The sequence below is a fragment of the Streptomyces sp. NPDC087440 genome, from assembly GCF_044744005.1.
Classification (GTDB): Bacteria; Actinomycetota; Actinomycetes; order Streptomycetales; family Streptomycetaceae; genus Streptomyces.
Map to the genome: position 1 here is coordinate 274,384 of NZ_JBIUXN010000008.1, position 17,508 is coordinate 291,891.

The window sequence follows — 17,508 nt, forward strand, 5'->3', positions numbered from 1 at the left end:
ACACCCGTATCTGGGGGCCGCATTGGACATCGACTTTCTCGGCGGGCCACAGCCGCAACGCGGCGTGGGCGTAGTGGCCCCGTTCGACTTCGCGCTCGACCGGGAGCTCTGGCGGTGGGTGCCCGACGGCATCTCCCTCCACCTCACCCGCACGCCCTTCGTCCCCGTCGAGGTCAGCCTCGACCTCGCCCGGCTCGTCAGCGAGCACCAGACGCTCCGCGAGGCGGTCCGGGCCCTCATCGCCGTCGAACCCCAAGTCGTCGCGTACGCCTGCACCTCGGGCAGTTTTGTCGGCGGGCTCGCCGGGGAACGCGCCATGTGCGAGGCGATGTCCCGGGCCGGGGCCACCGAGCCCGATTCCCCGTCCGGCGGTCTCCCCTCGGTGACCACCTCGGGCGCGCTCCTGGAGGCGCTCGGTGCGCTGGGCGCCCGCCGGGTCGCGGTGGTCACCCCGTACACGGAGTCGGTGACGCGGTCCCTGGAGGAGTACCTGGCACAGGCGGGCATCGTGATCACCGGCCGGGAGTTCCTCGGCCTGACCCGGCACATCTGGAAGGTGCCGTATCGGGACGTGGTGGACATGGCGCGGCGGGCGGTGGTCGGCGCGGCCGACTGCCTGTTCATCAGCTGCACCAACCTCCCGACCTACGACGTGATCCCGCAACTGGAGGCGGAACTGCGCATGCCGGTCCTCTCTGCGAACCAGGTCACCCTGTGGTCCGCGCTGCGGCGGCTCGGCGCGGAGGCGGTCGGCCCCTACCAGCGGCTGCTGATGGACACGCAACAGAGCCCGCCGCCGGTCCTGCCGTCGTCGGTCCTGCCACCGGTCCTGCCACCGGTCGCGCCGCTGACCCTGGCCCCGGAGACGAACCCTCCGCTCCTCCCGCCGCCGCTCCCGCCGTTCCCCGAGCAGGAAGGCCTGACCTGACATGACCGCGATCGGATTCCTCTACCCCGGCCACTCCGCCGAGGACGACTACCCGCGCATGGAGATGATGCTCGCCGCCCCCGACGTCCGCCTCCCGCTCGTCCACACGGACATCGGCACCGACGCCCACCGGGTCGACGCGCTCCTGGAGATGGGCTCCCCGGACCGCCTCGCGGCGGGCGTGGAGGAACTGCGCCTCGCGGGCGCGGAGGCCGTCGTCTGGGCCTGTACGAGCGCCAGCTTCGTGTACGGCTGGGAGGGCGCCCGCGAGCAGGTCCGCGGCCTCGCCTCGGCGGCCGGGCTGCCCGCCTCCTCGACCTCCTTCGCCTTCGCGGGCGCGCTGCGGGAGCTGGGCGCGACCCGGGTCGCCGTCGCGGCCACCTACCCGGCGGACGTCTCCGAGCTCTTCGCCGCCTTCCTCAAGGCGGCCGGGGCGGAGGTCGTCTCCACCCGGGCCAGCGGCATCATCACGGCGGCCGAGGTGGGCACCTGGGGCCGCGAGGAGGTCCTCGCCCTGGCCCGGGCGGGCGACCACCCGGACGCGGAGGCCGTCCTCCTCCCGGACACGGCCCTGCACACGGCGGCCCACCTCGCCGACCTGGAGCGGGAGTTGGGCAAGCCGGTCCTCTCCGCGAACCAGGTCACCGTCTGGGAGGGCCTGCGCCTGGCGGAGCGCAGGGTCCGGGCCCCGGGCCTGGGGCGGCTGTTCGCCGCGTAGCAGGAGACGAAGGGCGGTTCCGGAGGGCGAGTCGTCCTCCGGGCCGCCCTTTCCCGTACTCCGATGCGCACGACGTTCCCTCTTGCGCACACTGTTCCGTCATGCGTACAGTGTTCGCAGAGGGGGGCGGGGCGACAGGAGCCCCGCCCGCGACCAGGGGGTTGGCATGACCGAGAACACGAGCTGGAACCAGCAGGGCGAGGGGAAGGCCGAAGGTGCCCGGGGCACCCAGGACTCGACCGGCCGCACCTTCGAACTCGACCGCTGGCAGGCCCGGTTGGACGAACTCCGCGAGGCCCACCACATCCCCGGCGTCTCCCTCGCCGTACTCGTCGACGGCACCGTCCACGAGCTGGCCGGCGGCCTGCTCCACCGGGGCACCGGCGTCGAGACGACCACCGACTCCGTCTTCCAGCTGGGCTCGATCGCCAAGCTCTACACCGCCACCTTGGTGATGCGGCTCGCCGACTCCGGCGAACTCGACATCGACGCGCCCGTCAGCACCGTCCTCCCGGACTTCGCCACCGCCGACACCGAGGCCACCAAGCGGATCACCACCCGCCAACTCCTCTCCCACACCAGCGGGTTGACCTGCGACTTCACCCACGACAGCGGGCGCGGCGACGACTGCCTGGCGCTGTACCTGGAGGCCGGGGCGGGAGTGGCCCTCGACTGCCCGCCGGGCACGGCCGTCTCGTACAGCAGCTTCGGCTACAACGTGCTGGGCCGCATCGTCGAAGTCCTCACCGGCCAGACCTGGGACGAGGCCCTGAAGACCCGGCTCCTCACCCCGCTCGGGGCGACGCACACCATGACCCTCCCCGAGGAGGCCCTCGCCTTCCGGGCCGCGATGGGACACCTCGGCGAGCCCGGCGAGCTGCCCGACCCGGCCCCCGCCTGGGACATGATGCCGCGCTCGGCGGGACCGTACGGGCGGGTCATCGCCAGCGCCCCGGACGTGGTCCGCCTCGCCCGCCTGCACCTCGACGGGGGTGTCGCCGAGGACGGCACCCGCATCCTTTCCCCCGCCACGGTCGCCGCGATGCAGCACCGCGAGACGGACGTCCCCGACAAGTGGACGGTCAGCTCGGACGGCTGGGGTCTCGGCTGGACCCTGTACGACTGGAACGGCACACCCGGGTACGGCCACGACGGCGCGTCCCTCGGGCAGTACTCCTACCTCCGTGTGGTCCCCTCCGCCGGCGTCGCGGTCGCCCTGCTCACCAACGGCGGCAGCGCGCGCCTCCTCTACGCGGCCCTGATGCGGGAACTCCTCGCGGAGTACGCGGACGTGACGATGCCGGAGCCCTTCGCGCCGCCGGCCGAGCCGGTGGAGGTGGACTGGGCCCCGCTGGTCGGCGTCTACCGCCGGGCCGGTGTGGTCCTGACCGTCACCGAGGGCCACCTCCGCTACGAGTTCGTCGACGGCATGGCGGACTTCTCACCGCCGCTGTCGGTGACGCTCGTGCCGGTCACGGACAAGGTGTTCGCGGGGACGGGGGCGGGGGCGTCCTTCAGCGAGGACTACATGCCGGTCGTCTTCGCGGAACTGTCGGACGGGACGGAGTGCGTCTACGTCGGCATGCGGGCCGCTCCGCGCGTCGCTCCGCTGGGTTAGCGACGACCCGGCGGATCCCCCCCGCCCCCTCGGGCGCCGGGACCGCCTTCCCCCGCTTCCCCCCCAGCTCCCTTGGGCGCCGGGACCGCCCTCGCCCTCCCCTCTTCCCCCTCGCCCCCTTGGGCGGCGGGACCGCCCTCGCCCTCCCCTCTTCCCCCCAGCCCCCTTGGGCGGCGGGACCGCCCTCCCTCTTCCCCTTCCCCCAGCCCCCTTGGGCGGCGGGGCCGCCTTCCCCCTCTTCCCCTAGCTCCCTTGGGCGGCGGGGCCGCCCCCCGGGGGCGGGACGGGCGGGCAAGGGGGCGGCCCCTCCCGCTCCCGGCTCAGCCCGGTGCCGCCCCTTGGCCCGCCCCAGTGCCGGGCACACGTCCAAAGGGGCCCCGGCCCACCCCCGTACCGGACGCACAGCTCCGCCCGGCTCGGGCAGGAGAGGCCCCGGACCCGCCCCTTCCCTAAAGCGCTCGCCGCGCAGCCATTGCACGGGTCCGTGCGGGTGCGTCGTGGCTGGGCGCGCAGTTCCCCGCGCCCCTGAAGGGCGCGCCCGCGCGGCGGGGCCGCACGTGCAGCACAGCCCCGCGCCCCTGACGGGCGCGCCCGGCGTGGCGGAGTCCGAGGGGGCCGGGTGGGGAATATCCGGAGCCCCCCTCCTGTTGTGGCAGGACGACGTTCGAACGAATCGCCCCGCACTCCGCAGGAGGAACCCCGGTGGAAACCGCCCCCCACCCCATCCGCGCCACCGCACAGGGCTCCGCCCCCACCCCCCTCTCCGTCCTCGACCTCGCGACCGTCGGCGTCGGCAGTACCCCCACCGCCTCCCTCCGCACCAGCGTCGACATCGCCCGGCTCGCCGAGGCCCGCGGATTCCACCGGTACTGGGTCGCCGAGCACCACTCCATGCCCGGAGTCGCCAGTTCCTCCCCGGCCGTGATCCTGGCCCACCTCGCCGCCCACACCGAGCGCATCCGCCTCGGGTCCGGCGGCGTCATGCTGCCCAATCACGCCCCGCTCGTCATCGCGGAGCAGTTCGGCACGCTGGAGGCCATGGCTCCGGGAAGGGTTGATCTGGGCCTCGGCCGCGCCCCCGGCACCGACGGCGCCACCGCCGCCGCCCTGCGACGTACCGAGAACCTGCACGAGGGCGCCGATGAATTCCCGCGGCAGCTGGCCGAGTTGACCCGGTTCCTGGAGGACGACTTCCCGGACGGGCACCCCTACTCCCGCATCCACGCCGTCCCGGGCCCCGTCCAGGGGCACAGCAACACCCCGCAGGTCTGGCTCCTCGGCAGCTCCGGCTTCAGCGCCCGCCTCGCCGGAACCCTCGGCCTGCCCTTCGCCTTCGCGCACCACTTCTCCGCGCAGAACACCATCCCGGCCCTCGACCTCTACCGCGAGTCCTTCCGGCCCTCCGAGGCCCTGGACGCCCCGTACGCCGTCATCGGCGTCGCCGCCCTCGCCACCGAGACCGAGGAGGAGGCCCGCCGTCAGGTCCTCACCGGCGCGCTCAACATGCTCCGGCTGCGCACCGGCAGGCCCGGTCTCATCCCGACGCCGGACGAGGCCGCCGCGTATGAATTCAGCTCACTGGAGCGGGAGTTCGTCGACTCCTGGCTGGGGAACGTCGTCCACGGCACCCCCGACGCCGTCCGCACCGGCCTGGACGACCTCGCCAAGCGCACCGGCGCCGACGAGCTGATGCTCACCGCCAACGCCCACACGGGCAGCGTCCGCCTGCGTTCGTACGAGCTGATCGCCGACGCCTACGGGCTGCCGACGGTCGCCGGCTAACCCCGCGCCACCAGCATCGCCGCGATCCGGTCCGGGGCCGCCGGGCGCGAGTACAGCCAGCCCTGGCCCGTGTCGCAGCCGATGCTGCGCAGCCGTGCCGCCTGGCCCGCCGTCTCCACGCACTCCGCGGTGACGGTGAGGCCCAGGCGGTGCGCGAGCTGCACCAGGGCCTCGACGATCGTCTCGTCGGCGGGGTTGGGGTGCGCCTCGTCCTGGAAGCCCCGGACGAAGGAGCCGTCGAGTTTGAGGACGGACACCGGCAGGCGGCTCAGGTAGGCCAGGTTCGAGTAGCCGGTGCCGAAGTCGTCGATGGCGATGAGCACGCCCATGTCGCTGAGTGCCTGGAGCGCCTGGAGCGGACGGCCCGCCGAGCCCATCACGGCGGACTCCGTCAACTCCAGCTGGAGCAGCCGGGGTTCGAGGCCGGTCTCCGCCAGGATCTCCGCCACGTCCGCCACCAGGTCCGAGTCCCAGACCTGCCGCACCGCCACGTTCACCGACACGAACAGCGGCTCCGCGTCCGGGTGGTCGAGCTGCCACTGCCTCGCCTGGCGGCACGCCGTGCGCAGCACCCATCGGCCCAGGTGGACGATGGACCCGTCCTCTTCCGCAATTCCGATGAACCGATTCGGCGCGAGCGTCCCGAACTGCGGGTGACGCCACCGCACCAGGGCCTCCACCCCCCGGACGTGCCCGCCCTCCAGGTCCACCAACGGCTGGTACTCCAGGACGAATTCGCCCCGCTCCAGCGCCGGGCGCAGCGTCGAGGACAGGGCCTGGCGGGTCATCCGGTGCGCGTTGCGCTCCGGGTCGAAGAGCGTCCAGCGGCCCTTGCCGTCCGCCTTCGCCCAGTACAGCGTCGTGTCCGCCGCCTGCATCAGCCCGGTGGCCGTCGTGCCGACCGCGGGCCGCTCCACCACCCCGATCGACGCCGACACCGACAGCCGCTGCCCGGCCAGGTCGAACGGCTGCTGGAGGGCCGTCAGGACCGTCTGCGCCAGCTCGCTCAGCTGTTCGGTACCCGTCGAGTCCTCCACCAGCAGCGCGAACTCGTCACCGCCGAGGCGCGCCACCAGGTGGCCGCCCCCGGGCCCGTACCCGCTCTGCTCGGCGCACCGGGTGAGCCGGGTCGCGACGGCCGTCAGCAGCCGGTCGCCGACCCGGTGGCCCAGCGTGTCGTTGACCGCCTTGAAGCCGTCCAGGTCCAGATAGCAGAGCCCGATCCGCCCGGTCCCGCCGCGCTCGTACGTCGACGCCTCCAGCGCCGCCGCCAGCCGCTCGAAGAACAGCGCCCGGTTGGGCAGCCGGGTCACCGGATCGTGCATCTGGAGGTGGCGGAGGCGTGCTTGCAGCTCCCGCCAGTCGCTGATGTCGGAGACCGACAGCAGGACGTTCTCGCTGTCCGGTACGGGTGCCAGCGCGACCTCCACCCACAGGGCGTGCCCGTCGTGGTGCTTGAGGCGGCGTGTGCAGCGGAACCGGGAGCGGCGGCCGTTCAGGATCTCCCGGTACGCGTGCCAGGTGCGGGCGTCCGAGGCCAGGTCCACCAGCTCGGCGGCCTCCGTCCCGGCGAGCTGCGCGGGGTCGGCGCCGAGCAGGGCGCCGAGCGCGGCGTTCGCGGCGACGACCGTCCCGCCGGGGGTGACCAGGGCCATCGCGAGCTGCGCGGCCCGGAAGGCGGCCCGGTAGTCGCGGGCCCCGGCGTCGTCCCGCGGATGCGGCTCGGCGGGCAGGCCGTGCGCGGTGGGCGAACCGTGCGCGGCGGAAAGGCCGAGCAGCCCCTCCGGATCGTCCACCGGCACACCCGCGCCCTCACTCTCCGTCACGGACGGCGGGACGGAGGGGGCGGAAGGGGCGAAGTCGGGGCCGGGGCCGGACTCTTCGGGGATTCCGCTCACCGTGTGCTCCCGCAGGGCGATTGAGTCGTACAGGTGTCGTCGCGTGATGTCGGGGGTCCTGATGTCGGCGTTCCTGTGGGGGGATCGGAGGGGGATCGGAGAAGGATCGGGGGAGGGGACCTGAGGGGGAATCCGCTGCCCTGGAGCGGATTCCCACGCGGGAAAGTGTGCCGATCATAGAGGCTGGCGCGACAGCCGATCCAGCTCTGTCACTGCCGAATCCCGCTCCGGTACGGGCCCGGCGCCCGCCCCGCCCACCCCGGCCGATCGTTTCTGCACGGGTGTGCCTTGACCTGCCGCACTCCTGACCGCTTGTGACTTTCCGTGAGGACACGGGGTGTCGCCGCAGGTTGCCCCGGGCACCCGAGTGGCGCACTGGAACAGGGCATACCCCTCCAAAACCCCACATTGTGGGTGAGGTGTTCCGAATTCCGCTGCGGAGGGCCCGGAGGTCGATGTGCAGGACGAGTTGACGCCCGGCGCAGGCGAGGGCTCCGGCCGGGGGAGCCCGGGGCGGGCGCGGGATGCGGCGGGCCGGTCCGTGCTGCCCGGCGGGTGGTCGCGGTTCCGGCTGCGGAGTTCGGCGGCCCTGCTGACCGCGCTGGCCGCACTCGCCGCCACCGGGCTCGTCGCCGGGCCCGCGGCCGCCGCCGGCCAGCCGTCCGGGCTGTGCGCCCTGCCGCGCACCTCCGCGCACCACTCCCTCGGCGTCGACACCTGGAACGAGAACTACCCCCGCCCCGTCAAGGCCGTCGACGCGGTGATGGTCTTCCTGTCCTTCCCTGACTCCGACCCCCTCCTCACCCCCGACGAGCTGGCCTCCGACCACTTCCCCGCCACCAGTGACTTCTTCCGCCGCGCCTCGTACGGCAGGTTCGAGCTGCGGCCGCACCCGCTGCTGGACTGGGTCCGGATGCCGGCCGCCTCCACCTCGTACGCGATACAGCGGGACTGGAGCGCCGAGCGGCGCACCGCCTATCTGCGGGACGCCATCGCCGCGGCCGACGCGCGGGTCGACTTCTCGCAGTACGACGTCGTCTACCTGGTCGCCGACCCGGACGCCCCGGGTGTCGACTCCGACGCGACGAAGGTGGTCAACTTCGACACCCCGCTGCGCGCCGACGGCGCCGACATCCGCCGCGTCGTCACCGTCTTCGAGAAGCACCCGCCGGACCGCAACGTCCTCGCCCACGAGACCGGCCACGTCTTCGACCTGCCCGACCTCTACCACCGCCCCTCCGACGGCAAGGGCGACTGGGACACGCACGTGGGGGACTGGGACCTCATGGGCAGCCAGTTCGGGCTCGCCCCCGACCCCCTCGGCTGGCACAAGTGGAAGCTGGGGTGGCTCGACGCCGACCAGGTCCAGTGCGTCCCGTGGGGCACCACCAGCCGCTTCACCCTCGACCCGCTGTCCGCCCCGCCCCCCACCGGCGGCCAGCGCGGCAACGCCCGCCTGGCGGTCGTGCGTACGGGAGAGAACACCGCTCTCGCCATCGAGGCGCGCGGCACCACCGGCAACGACCGGGGCGCCTGCTCCGAGGGCGTCCTGATCTACCGGGTGCGCAACGGCACCGCGTCCGGCGGCGGCCCCATCGAGGTCGTCGACACCCACCCCCGCACCGAGGCCTGCTGGGACAGCTCGGTCTACCCGCCGCTCGCGGACGCGCCGCTGGACGTCGGCGAGACCTTCACCGTGGTGAAGGAGGGGGCGAAGGTGGAGGTGGCCGAACGGACGGGCTCGGGCGGCTGGACGGTGCAGGTCACGACGGGCTGAGCCGGTGCTTGTGCACGGTACGAAAAAGTCCCCCCGGCCGAAGCCGGGGGGACTTTTCTGTCGGTGCGCCGCCAGGGACTCGAACCCCGGACCCGCTGATTAAGAGTCAGCTGCTCTAACCAACTGAGCTAGCGGCGCCTGCTGACGTCGTAGACATTAGCACCCTGATCGGCGGGAGGAAAAATCGATAACCGCGAGGCCCGCACACAGGCCCAGAACAGCACCTCCGGACCCGGCAGCCAGGGGTGCCGCACGTCGGGCGCGACCACCCAGCGCGGCCCCTGCTCCGCGGCCTTGGGCCGCAGCGCGGGCACGGTCACCGCGTCGCCCGCCCCGTGGCACAGCAGCGGCGGCACCGCGTCCGCCCGCCGCTCCCACTCCAGCAGTGCGGGCAGCCGCTGGGCGGTCCCGGGGGCGGCGAACAGCAGCATCCGGCCCCGCTGCCCGGCCACGGGCCCCGATCCCGGCCCCTCCGCCCACAGGGCGTCCAGCATGCGCCGCCCGAAGACGGCGGGCACGTTCACCACGTCGAAGACGCTCCCGCAGGGCAGCACGGCCGGGGCGCCGGGCCGGGTCTCCCAGGTGGCCAGGGTGCTGCGCGGATACGCCGAAGCGGACACGAGCCAGGCGGCCCCGGCGGAGGTGACGCGGTCGAGGGGCGGGGAGGCGGGGGCGGGGGCGTGAGTGGTCATGCACCCAGGTGTACTGGCGGTAAGCGCGCCGCTCCCACGAGTTACCGGAAACGGGGACAGGGGGTCGGCCGGGGGCGTATCTTGCCCGCCCGCACGAGGCGGAGGCATATGCCCCGCACATGTGTTCCCTTATCGGTACGGTCCCTACTTCGCGGGCTCGTCCCGCAGCAGCCCCCGCCCGAACTCCACCATCTTCGCGGCGTAGTCCTCGGTCCACCCCGCCCGCTCGGCGATGTCCCCCACCAGCAGCCGGTCGAACCGCTTCGGGTCCGCGAGCTGGGCCGCCGCCACCGCCTGGAACTCCACGGCCCGGTCCGTCGCGGCCCGGAACGCGTGCGTCAGCTCGGTGGCCCGGGCCAGCAGCTCCTTGGGGTCCTCGATCGACTCCAGGTCGAAGAAGTGCTCGGGGTCGGCGGCCGCATCGGCAGGCTCGAAGAGCAGCGGTGCGGGGCGCAGCCGCCGCTCGGTCCGCTCGGTTTCCGCCATGTGCTTCCTCCCAATTCAGGCCGCCCAGAGGTCGGACGGCCACCCTCCATTGTCCGGATGCGCGCAAGTACGCCTCAGGGTGCCCACGGCACTCGGTGCTCGCCCAGGTGCGCCAGCACGGAGTGGTTGGCCTCCCACCCATCGGGGCTGCGTTCATTGGCCGCCTCCGGCGGCGTGCCGGACTCCGTCCGGCGGTCACCGTCGCGGCGTGCGCGTCCGGCCGCTTCAGGGTGCCCACGGCACCCGGTGCTCGCCCAGGTGCGCCAGCACGGAGTGGTTGGCCTCCCACCCATCGGGGCTGCGTTCATTGGCCGCCTCCGGCGGCGTGCCGGACTCCGTCCGGCGGTCACCGTCACGGCGTGCGCGTCCGGCCGCCTCAGGGTGCCCACGGCACTCGGTGCTCGCCCAGGTGCGCCAGCACGGAGTGGTTGGCCTCCCACCCGTCCGGGAACTTCACCGTTACCCCCAGCTGCACCGGCTCCGTCGACGGGTGTTCGTCCAGCAGGTCCGTCACGCCCTCCCGGCACACCACGATGCACGCGTGCCGGTGGCGGGAGGCCAGTACGCACAGGCGGCCCGTCTCCAGGTGGAAGGCCGTCGCGTCCGGGCGGCCCGACAGCGGGTGCAGGACGACCGTGACATCGAACTCCCGCCCCTGGAGCCGGTTCGCGGTGTCCACCGCGACCCCCGTCACCCCGACCCGGGCCAGCGCCGCCCGTACCGCCGCCGCCTGGTCGCGGTGCGCGGTGCCGACCGCGATGCGGTCCGCCGTGAGCGGGGTGGGCTTCTCGGAGCGTTCGCTGAGCGCGGCCCCGCCCCGGTCCAGGAGGCGGCGTACGACAGCGGCGACGGCCCCCACCGCCTCCGGGTCCGTGCGCGGGGTGTGCCGGGCGGGCAGCTCCAGGAGCCCCCACCCGGAGTGCGCCGCCTCGTCGACCACCCGGTCCACCGCCGACCCGTCCGACGCCACCGCGAAGGTCAGCCGCCGGTCGTCCGGGCCCGTACCGCTGCGGAAGGGCGTGTACGGGTAGAACGCGTCCGAGACCAGCGGCGCGGCCGACGCGGGCAGCCGCCAGGACACCGGCAGCCGGTGCTGCGGCAGCTCCGGGTTGTGCGCGAGGAGCGTGGAGACTGCGCTCGCGGACGGGTCGTAGGAGAGGCCCGCCCACTGCTCGGCGCCGACGATCGAGAACGGGTCGAGCTGCCCCGGGTCGCCCACGAACAGGGCCCGCTCGAAGAGGCTCGCCACGGCCAGCAGCGCGTCCGACCGCATCTGGTACGCCTCGTCCACGATCGCGTGCCGCCACGGCTCGACCCCCTTGACGTGCGCCCACTTCGCCGCCGTGGAGATGACGACGTCCAGCCCGGCCAGGTCCGCCGCCTTCGCGGACTTCTTCACCTGGGGGAGGTCGTCCAGCGCCTTGTCGTACGGGTCCGCGTCGGAGCTGTGCAGCCGCCCCACCGGCAGCTCGGGCCGCTTCTCGGCGAGCCGCAGGACGAGGTCGTCGACCTGGGCGTTGGTCTGCGCGACGACCATCAACGGCCGCCCGGCGTCGGCCAGTTCGAGGGCGGCGCGCACGACGAGCGTGGACTTGCCCGCGCCGGGCGGCGAGTCCACGACCACGCCCCGGTGGGTGCCGTGCAGGGTGTCGTGCAGGATCTCGGCGGTGGCACGCGCGGCCTCGGCCCCGGGGTCGAATCCGGTGCGGTCGAAGGAGTCGGGGGAGTGGTTCACGGCTTGTCCTCGGGAGGTACGGGAAGGGCTCGGCCGGACGGCATGCCGTCCCACCGCGTGCGGGCGGTCACAGGAGGTCCTCCGGGGTCACCGGATCGGGGCGTTCCGGCAGGAGGACGCCGTCGGGGGCCGCGTCCGGCGGCCCGCCGTGGGTCCACGGCGTCTCCTCCGGATCCGGCAACTGCGCCCCACCCCGCGCCTCGTGCTCGAACAGCGTCCAGCAGATCCGGTCCCCGACCTCCGGCACGGAACCCGGTGCGGGCTCCTTCGCACGCCCCATCCCGTTGACGACGCGCAGCACGAGCAGCCCGGCGTCCGTCCGCTCCACGAACTCCGCGCTCTGCGACTTCCCCTCCAGGGACCGGTGCACCTTCTCCCCGCCGCCGAGCTGCGGCAGGTCGTCGGTGCTGACCGTCACGAGCGGCCGGGGGCTGGGCCGCTTCCCCTCGCTCCACGCCATCTCCACGTGGACCACCTCACTCACGAACGCCTCCCCGGCCAGCCGCCGCGCCGCCATCACCAGCGGATCGTCCAGCGCCTCCTGGGCCTCCAGCCTGGCCTGCTCGGTCTCCCGCGAGGCCAGCTTCTGGGCGGCGCCCACCGCACTGTCCTGCCGGGGCTGCGGCGGCTCACCGGCGCGCACCCGGTCCCGGTGCGAGGTGTACGACCACCGGTCCCGCGTCCAGCGCTCGCCCGCCCGCACCCCCTCGGGCAGCTCCCGCATCACGTCCAGCGCCTGCCACACCGCGTCCCAGGTCGGCCGCAGCTGCGCGTCCAGCAGCTCCCGGATGCGGCGCTCGGCGGCGGTCAGCTCGCCGAGCCGGGCGTCGGCCACCTCGCCGTCCTCGGCGGCGGCCAGCCGCTGCCGGGCCAGGTCGTAGGCGTCGATGGCGGGGGCCAGCAGGGCGTTGTCGAAGGCCGGATCGGTGGCGGGCCCGGCCGGCGGGCACACCAGTTGCCCCGCCGCGTCCCGCCCGCTCTCGGCCCGCAGCGCCGCCTCGGCCCCGCTGCCCGCCCCCTGCGGCGGGTCGATCCACGCCAGCAGCGCCCCCAGGTGCTGGTCCTCCAGGTTGCTCTGCCCGGTCGCCCAGTGCTGGCCGAGGAGATCGGTGGCGGACAGCAGCAGCGAAGCGCCCGGCACCCGGGCCCGCTCCCCGTAGTGCGTCAGCCAGCGCCCGAGCAGCGGGATGTGCGGCGGCGCGGGATACGGGGTGTCCGGGTCCTGCTCGGCGGTGCGCCGAAACCGCATCGACCGCCCGAGCAGCCGCACGTACGCGATGCCCGCCCGGCTCGGCACGACGAGCTGCGGCGCGTCCCGGCACAGCTCGACCTCCACCTTGACCCGCTTCTTGGTCTCGGGGTCGGTCTCGTTGCGCTCGGCGGGCTCGACGTCGTCGGCGTACGCGTCCAGATACGGCAGTACGGTCTCGGCCAGCTCGGCCAGGAACGCGAACCGCAGCTCCCGGTCACGCGGCTGCGGCACGGCGAGCAGCCGGGGCCGCTCCCGGTCGGTGCCGACCAGCGCCCCGAGGGGGGCTCCGGCCTCACCCGCGGTGGTCAACGGGACGACGACCATGGGCCGCTGGGACAGATGCCGGTGCCGGACGGTGGCCAGCGGCTGGGCCCGCCCACTGCGGGTGGCTTCCAGCCGGGCAAGGGTGCTGATGAGCGACATGGGGGTGCGGTGCCTGGTTCCTAGTCGATACGAATACGGTCCAACGCCCCTACAGGGACGCCCCGTCAGGGGCGCGGGGAACTGCGCGCCCAGCCACGACGGATCTGCACGGAACCGTGCAACGGCCGCGCGGCGAGCGCTTTAGGGAAAGGGGCGGGTCCGGGGCCTCTCTGCCTGAGCCGGGCGGGGCTGACGCGTCCGGTACGGGGGCGGGCCGGGGCCCCTCTGGACGCGCGTCCGGCGCAGGTGCTGGGCCAGGGGCGGTACCCGGGTGGGCCGGGAGCGGGAGGGGCCGCCCCCTTGCCCGCCCGTCCCGCCCCCGGGGGGCGGCCCCGCCGCCCAAGGGGGCGAGGGAAGCGGGGGGAAGGCGGCCCCGCCGCCCAAGGGGGCTAGGGAGGGGAAGCGAGGCGGCCCCGCCGCCCGAGGGGACGAGGCGGCGTGGGGCGGAGCCCAAGGGAGTGGGGTGGCGTGGGGCGAAGCCCAAGGGGGCTCGGGCGGAGCCCGAGGGGGATGGGGCGGAGCCCGAGGGGGATCGGGTGGAGTTCGAGGGGGATGGGGCGGAGCCCGAGGGGGATCGGGTGGAGTTCGAGGGGGATGGGGCGGAGCCCGAGGGGGGTCGGGTGGAGTTCGAGGGGGATGGGGCGCGCAGCCGGGGTCGGGGGTTCATACTCCCGCTCCCCTCAGGGCCTCGGCCCGCAGCGCCGCCGCGCGGCGCAGGGCGGCGACCGTCGGGTCGCAGGGGTCGCCGGTGCGGCCCTCGGCCGCGTCCAGCACCGCCTCGACCGTGGTCAGGCCGCCCAGTTCGCCCCGTACACCCCGCCCCAGGGTCTCCACCGCCCCGGCCTCGCGGGCCCGGCCCCGGCAGTGGAAGGCCAGCTCGCACGCCGACAGGCACTCGGGGGCGTAGGCGGCCCCCACCGCCTCGACCGCCGCCACCAGCTCCGACGGCGCACAGGACGGGTCGAAGGTGGTCCCCGGCGGAAGGGCGGACGCCAGCTCCGCCACACCCCGCATCCGCCGCAACTGCCGCAGCGTCACCGACCGTTGCTTGCGCACGTCGACCATCGACCCGGTCGGCAGGTTCGAGAAGTCCTTCGGGCACACCAGCAGCACCCCGTGCCCGACCTCCGCCCCCGGGACCTGCTCCGCCACCCGCTCCAGCGCCAGCACGTACACCGCCGCCTGCCGGGCCGCGGCCCCCACCTTCGCCGGGTCGGCCGAACCGTCCAGCATCGGGAAGGACTTGATCTCGATGACGGTCCAGCGTCCGTCCGGGTGGACGACCACCGCGTCCGGCTCCAGATAGGCGGGCGTCCCCGCCACCTCCAGCGCCAGCATCGGATGGTCCAGCAGCGTCCACGCCTTCTCCGCCGTCGCCTCCCGCAGGGCCAGCGCGGTGCGGGCCGTCCGCCCCTCGGGCCCGGCCGCCGACACGTCCGGGGTGCGGGCCGCCGCCGGGTCCGGGGCGCCCAGCAGCCGCAGCAGCTCGCTGCCGCCGTCGGACTTCACCCGCGCCTCGAAGGCGTTCCCGCGCATGAAGGCGAACTGCGACTGCCCGTAGGCCGCCGGGGAGCCCAACGCCTGTGCCAGCACCGCCTTGTTCACCCCCGCCCCGTCCAGCAGCGCCCGCCGCTCGCACCCCGGGTTCGCCGCCAGCGCCGCCAGTGCGCGGGCGTCCATGGGGTGCGGTGCGACGGCCGGGCCTCTCAGCTCGGCAAGCCGCTGACGTACCGGAACCGCGTCCGGAACCGCATCCGGAACGGCCGTTTCACCACGTGCGTGCGGAGGCTGGGGATCGGGTCCGCTGCCCAGGGTTGCGTTCACCCTCGGAAGTCTCCCACCCGCCACTGACAACACCCCCGCATCCGCCTTTTCACCCCGTGCGCGATGATGGAACAGGCCGGTCCGATTCCGGCTCGTACGCCGCAAAACGCCCGTACGCCGCACACAGGGAGAGAACGCCATGGCACCCCGCATCCTGTTGGCCCGGCACGGTCAGACGGAGTGGTCGCTGTCCGGCAGGCACACCGGCCGGACCGACATCCCGCTGCTCGACGAGGGCCGCCACGGCGCGAAGGTGCTCGGCGAGCGACTGCACCGCGCCCCCTGGCACGGCCTGCCGGACGTCGAGGTCCGCACCAGCCCCCTGCTGCGCGCCCGCGAGACCTGCGAGATCGCGGGCTTCGGCGACCGCGCCGAGAACTGCGACGCCCTCATGGAGTGGGACTACGGCGCCTACGAGGGCCTCACCCCGGACGAGATCCAGGCCCGGCAGCCCGGCTGGATGATCTGGCGCAACGGCGCCCCCGACGGCGAGACCCTCGCCGACGTCACCGCACGCGTCGACGAGGTGATCGCCTGGGCCCGCTCCGCCGACCGCGACGTCCTGGTCTTCGCCCACGGCCACGTCCTGCGCTCGCTGGGCGCCCGCTGGCTGGGCCTGGGCATCGGCTTCGGCGCGCACATCCGGCTGGACCCGACGTCCCTGTCCGTGCTGGGCTGGGCGTACGGAGAGCCCGCCGTCGAGCGCTGGAACGACACCGGCCACCTGGACGCCCGGCGCTGAGCCCCGGCCCGCCCCCTCCTCAGATCCGCCGCACGCTGTTCGCGTGCCGGGTCAGGAACGCCCCGATCGCCGGGGAGCGCCGGTGCGGCAGCAGCGTCCTGATCGTCTGCGCCAGCATCGTGTGAACACGGGAGGACTGGACCTGTTCCAGCAGGTCCAGCACCTTCTGGCCGACGGCCGCCGCCTCGTCCGGCACCCCCGACCTGGCCAGGTCGTCGGCCAGCTCCGCACTGTAGAGCGCCAGGTTGCGGGCGAAGTGCGGGTCCTGGAGGGCGGCCGCCCGGTGCGCGAAACGCGCCGCCCTGCGCCAGTCGCCCAGCGCCGACCAGCACTGCGCCTCCAGGCCCGCCAGTTCGGCCGCCCCGAAGAAGCTCATCCACTCCGGGTCGCTCTCCGACGCCCCGCACTGGAACAGCGACTTCGCCCGTACGAGAGCCTCCACACAGCCCGTACGGTCCCCCAGCGCCGCCCACCCCGCCGCCTCCCGCAGCGTGAGCAGCGACATCAGCCGCATCGAGCCGAGCCCGCGCGCCGCCCGCTGCCCCGCCTGGGCCGCCCGCAGCGCCTCCCGGGGCCGCCCCGCGTCCCTGGCCAGGAAGGACGTGTTGCAGAAGGCGTGCGCCTCCAGCGCCGCGTCCCCCGCCACCCGGGCCGTCGCGAGGGCCTCCGCGTAGTGCGAGCGGGCCTCCTCGAAGCGGCCCGAGTCGTGCGCCAACCAGCCCACGGACAGGGCGAGTTCACCGGTCCCGGTGTGCAGCCGGTCGGAGACCGTGCGCCGTACCGTGCCCGCGTCCAGCAGGGCGTACGCCGCCTGGAGGGGCTTGCCCGCGTGCCGGTAGAGGGCGTCGGCGCCGTGCCGGTCGTCCAGCAGACGGATCTGCCGGACCGCCTCCTCGACGGCGGCGGCCTCGGCCGTGCCGACCCGGGCGGGGTCTCTGTCCGTGGCCGCCCGGGCCCGGTCGAGCGGCCCGAGGGCCCCCAGCGGTCCGAGGGCGGCGGTCGTGGCCACCGCGCTGGACCCGTGCGAAATGAATGCGCGACGCAGCACGTCGCTCTCCTCGTCGGTATGGGACATGTGGGGTGTGCGCGCACCGGGAACCTCCGGGGCCGCGACAGGCGTACCGGAGTGCGGGGAGGGCGTGGTCACACCCCCGCGCGCCCCTCGTCCGCGTACCGACTCCCGGGCCGTGAACCCCAGGTCCGTCAGTGTCAGACCCGGGAACATGTGCAGGAACACCCGCTCGTACGCGTAGTTCGGGCAGCGGATCTCGCCCGCCTCCACCCGCCCGATGTACCGGGCGTCGCACGCCACCTGCTCGCCGATCTCCCGGGCCGCGCGCCGCACCGCCGCGGCGAACTCACCGGGTGAGCGGTGTCCCCGCAGGGCCCGGAAGACGAGGTTGGGTTCACCCCGTCGGGGGTCGGGCCCGGGGCGGGCGGATGCGACAGGCCGATGATTCGCTGGTGACGACGCCATGGCCAAGCCCTCTCTGGCGGATGGTGCTGTGGTGCTCTCCGGGACGGATGCGCACGCCCCGGACGGGGCATGAACGTACCGGCTGTGACGACGCCACCACGCGGAGTTTGCCTACAAACCGGATATCTCATCCACGATCTGCCATGAACTGCCATC

Annotated in this window: 13 protein-coding genes and 1 tRNA gene; 6 read left to right on the plus strand and 8 right to left on the minus strand. The window is 74.3% G+C overall.

Annotated features, from left to right (window positions below; translation table 11 throughout):
- The first annotated feature begins 22 nt into the window (after positions 1-22).
- The 4 genes from ACIO3O_RS18995 to ACIO3O_RS19010 all read left to right on the plus strand — a co-directional run bounded on the left by ACIO3O_RS18995 (position 23) and on the right by ACIO3O_RS19010 (position 5,046).
- The gene (locus tag ACIO3O_RS18995) at positions 23-928 is read left to right on the plus strand and encodes a decarboxylase (protein WP_401747042.1); all 906 of its coding nucleotides are present in this window, start codon (positions 23-25) and stop codon (positions 926-928) included.
- A 1-nt stretch (position 929) separates the two neighbouring features.
- Complete coding sequence (locus ACIO3O_RS19000) at positions 930-1,646, plus strand: aspartate/glutamate racemase family protein (protein ID WP_401747044.1); 717 nt, start codon at positions 930-932, stop codon at positions 1,644-1,646.
- 166 nt (positions 1,647-1,812) lie between these two features.
- A complete protein-coding gene (locus ACIO3O_RS19005; RefSeq protein ID WP_401747045.1) occupies positions 1,813-3,264 on the plus strand; it encodes a serine hydrolase domain-containing protein in 1,452 nt (483 codons plus the stop codon).
- 702 nt (positions 3,265-3,966) lie between these two features.
- On the plus strand, positions 3,967-5,046 hold the full coding sequence (locus ACIO3O_RS19010; RefSeq protein ID WP_401747048.1) for an LLM class flavin-dependent oxidoreductase: 1,080 nt from the start codon (positions 3,967-3,969) through the stop codon (positions 5,044-5,046).
- Here ACIO3O_RS19010 and ACIO3O_RS19015 read toward each other — a convergent pair.
- Positions 5,043-6,779 (minus strand): putative bifunctional diguanylate cyclase/phosphodiesterase, encoded by a 1,737-nt coding sequence (locus ACIO3O_RS19015; RefSeq protein ID WP_401747152.1) that lies wholly within the window; start codon positions 6,777-6,779, stop codon positions 5,043-5,045. The genes ACIO3O_RS19010 and ACIO3O_RS19015 overlap by 4 nt on opposite strands.
- A 706-nt stretch (positions 6,780-7,485) precedes the next feature.
- On the opposite strand from ACIO3O_RS19015, the gene ACIO3O_RS19020 reads away from it, so the two are divergent.
- Positions 7,486-8,721 (plus strand): M6 family metalloprotease domain-containing protein, encoded by a 1,236-nt coding sequence (locus ACIO3O_RS19020; protein ID WP_401747155.1) that lies wholly within the window; start codon positions 7,486-7,488, stop codon positions 8,719-8,721.
- A 64-nt stretch (positions 8,722-8,785) separates the two neighbouring features.
- Here the strand turns inward: ACIO3O_RS19020 and ACIO3O_RS19025 are convergent.
- From ACIO3O_RS19025 to ACIO3O_RS19050, 6 genes are all read right to left on the minus strand, one after another.
- A tRNA-Lys gene (locus ACIO3O_RS19025) sits at positions 8,786-8,859 on the minus strand.
- A complete protein-coding gene (locus ACIO3O_RS19030) occupies positions 8,850-9,413 on the minus strand; it encodes a bifunctional DNA primase/polymerase (protein WP_401747050.1) in 564 nt (187 codons plus the stop codon). The genes ACIO3O_RS19025 and ACIO3O_RS19030 overlap by 10 nt, the downstream gene beginning before the upstream one ends.
- A 144-nt stretch (positions 9,414-9,557) precedes the next feature.
- Positions 9,558-9,899, minus strand: a complete 342-nt coding sequence (locus tag ACIO3O_RS19035) for a hypothetical protein (protein ID WP_401747052.1) — start codon at positions 9,897-9,899, stop codon at positions 9,558-9,560.
- A gap of 376 nt (positions 9,900-10,275) precedes the next feature.
- Positions 10,276-11,634, minus strand: a complete 1,359-nt coding sequence (locus ACIO3O_RS19040; RefSeq protein WP_401747055.1) for an AAA family ATPase — start codon at positions 11,632-11,634, stop codon at positions 10,276-10,278.
- A gap of 67 nt (positions 11,635-11,701) precedes the next feature.
- Positions 11,702-13,309: a hypothetical protein gene (locus ACIO3O_RS19045; RefSeq protein ID WP_401747057.1), complete on the minus strand. Its 1,608-nt coding sequence runs from the start codon at positions 13,307-13,309 to the stop codon at positions 11,702-11,704.
- A 663-nt stretch (positions 13,310-13,972) separates the two neighbouring features.
- A complete protein-coding gene (locus tag ACIO3O_RS19050) occupies positions 13,973-15,133 on the minus strand; it encodes a hypothetical protein (protein ID WP_401747059.1) in 1,161 nt (386 codons plus the stop codon).
- A gap of 139 nt (positions 15,134-15,272) precedes the next feature.
- Here ACIO3O_RS19050 and ACIO3O_RS19055 point away from each other — a divergent pair, with 139 nt between their 5' ends.
- A complete protein-coding gene (locus tag ACIO3O_RS19055) occupies positions 15,273-15,875 on the plus strand; it encodes a histidine phosphatase family protein (RefSeq protein WP_401747062.1) in 603 nt (200 codons plus the stop codon).
- 19 nt (positions 15,876-15,894) lie between these two features.
- On the opposite strand, the gene ACIO3O_RS19060 is transcribed toward ACIO3O_RS19055, so the two are convergent.
- Complete coding sequence (locus ACIO3O_RS19060; RefSeq protein ID WP_401747063.1) at positions 15,895-17,352, minus strand: tetratricopeptide repeat protein; 1,458 nt, start codon at positions 17,350-17,352, stop codon at positions 15,895-15,897.
- Positions 17,353-17,508: the final 156 nt, after the last annotated feature.

Excerpts from the sequence above, each read along its gene's own strand:
- ACIO3O_RS19060 (WP_401747063.1), bottom strand. The coding sequence starts at position 17,352 with ATGGCGTCGTCACCAGCGAATCATCGGCCTGTCGCATCCGCCCGCCCC.
- ACIO3O_RS19055 (WP_401747062.1), top strand. The coding sequence starts at position 15,273 with ATGGCACCCCGCATCCTGTTGGCCCGGCACGGTCAGACGGAGTGGTCG.
- ACIO3O_RS19000 (WP_401747044.1), top strand. The coding sequence starts at position 930 with ATGACCGCGATCGGATTCCTCTACCCCGGCCACTCCGCCGAGGACGAC.
- ACIO3O_RS19035 (WP_401747052.1), bottom strand. The coding sequence starts at position 9,899 with ATGGCGGAAACCGAGCGGACCGAGCGGCGGCTGCGCCCCGCACCGCTG.
- ACIO3O_RS19005 (WP_401747045.1), top strand. The coding sequence starts at position 1,813 with ATGACCGAGAACACGAGCTGGAACCAGCAGGGCGAGGGGAAGGCCGAA.
- ACIO3O_RS19045 (WP_401747057.1), bottom strand. The coding sequence starts at position 13,309 with ATGTCGCTCATCAGCACCCTTGCCCGGCTGGAAGCCACCCGCAGTGGG.
- ACIO3O_RS19030 (WP_401747050.1), bottom strand. The coding sequence starts at position 9,413 with ATGACCACTCACGCCCCCGCCCCCGCCTCCCCGCCCCTCGACCGCGTC.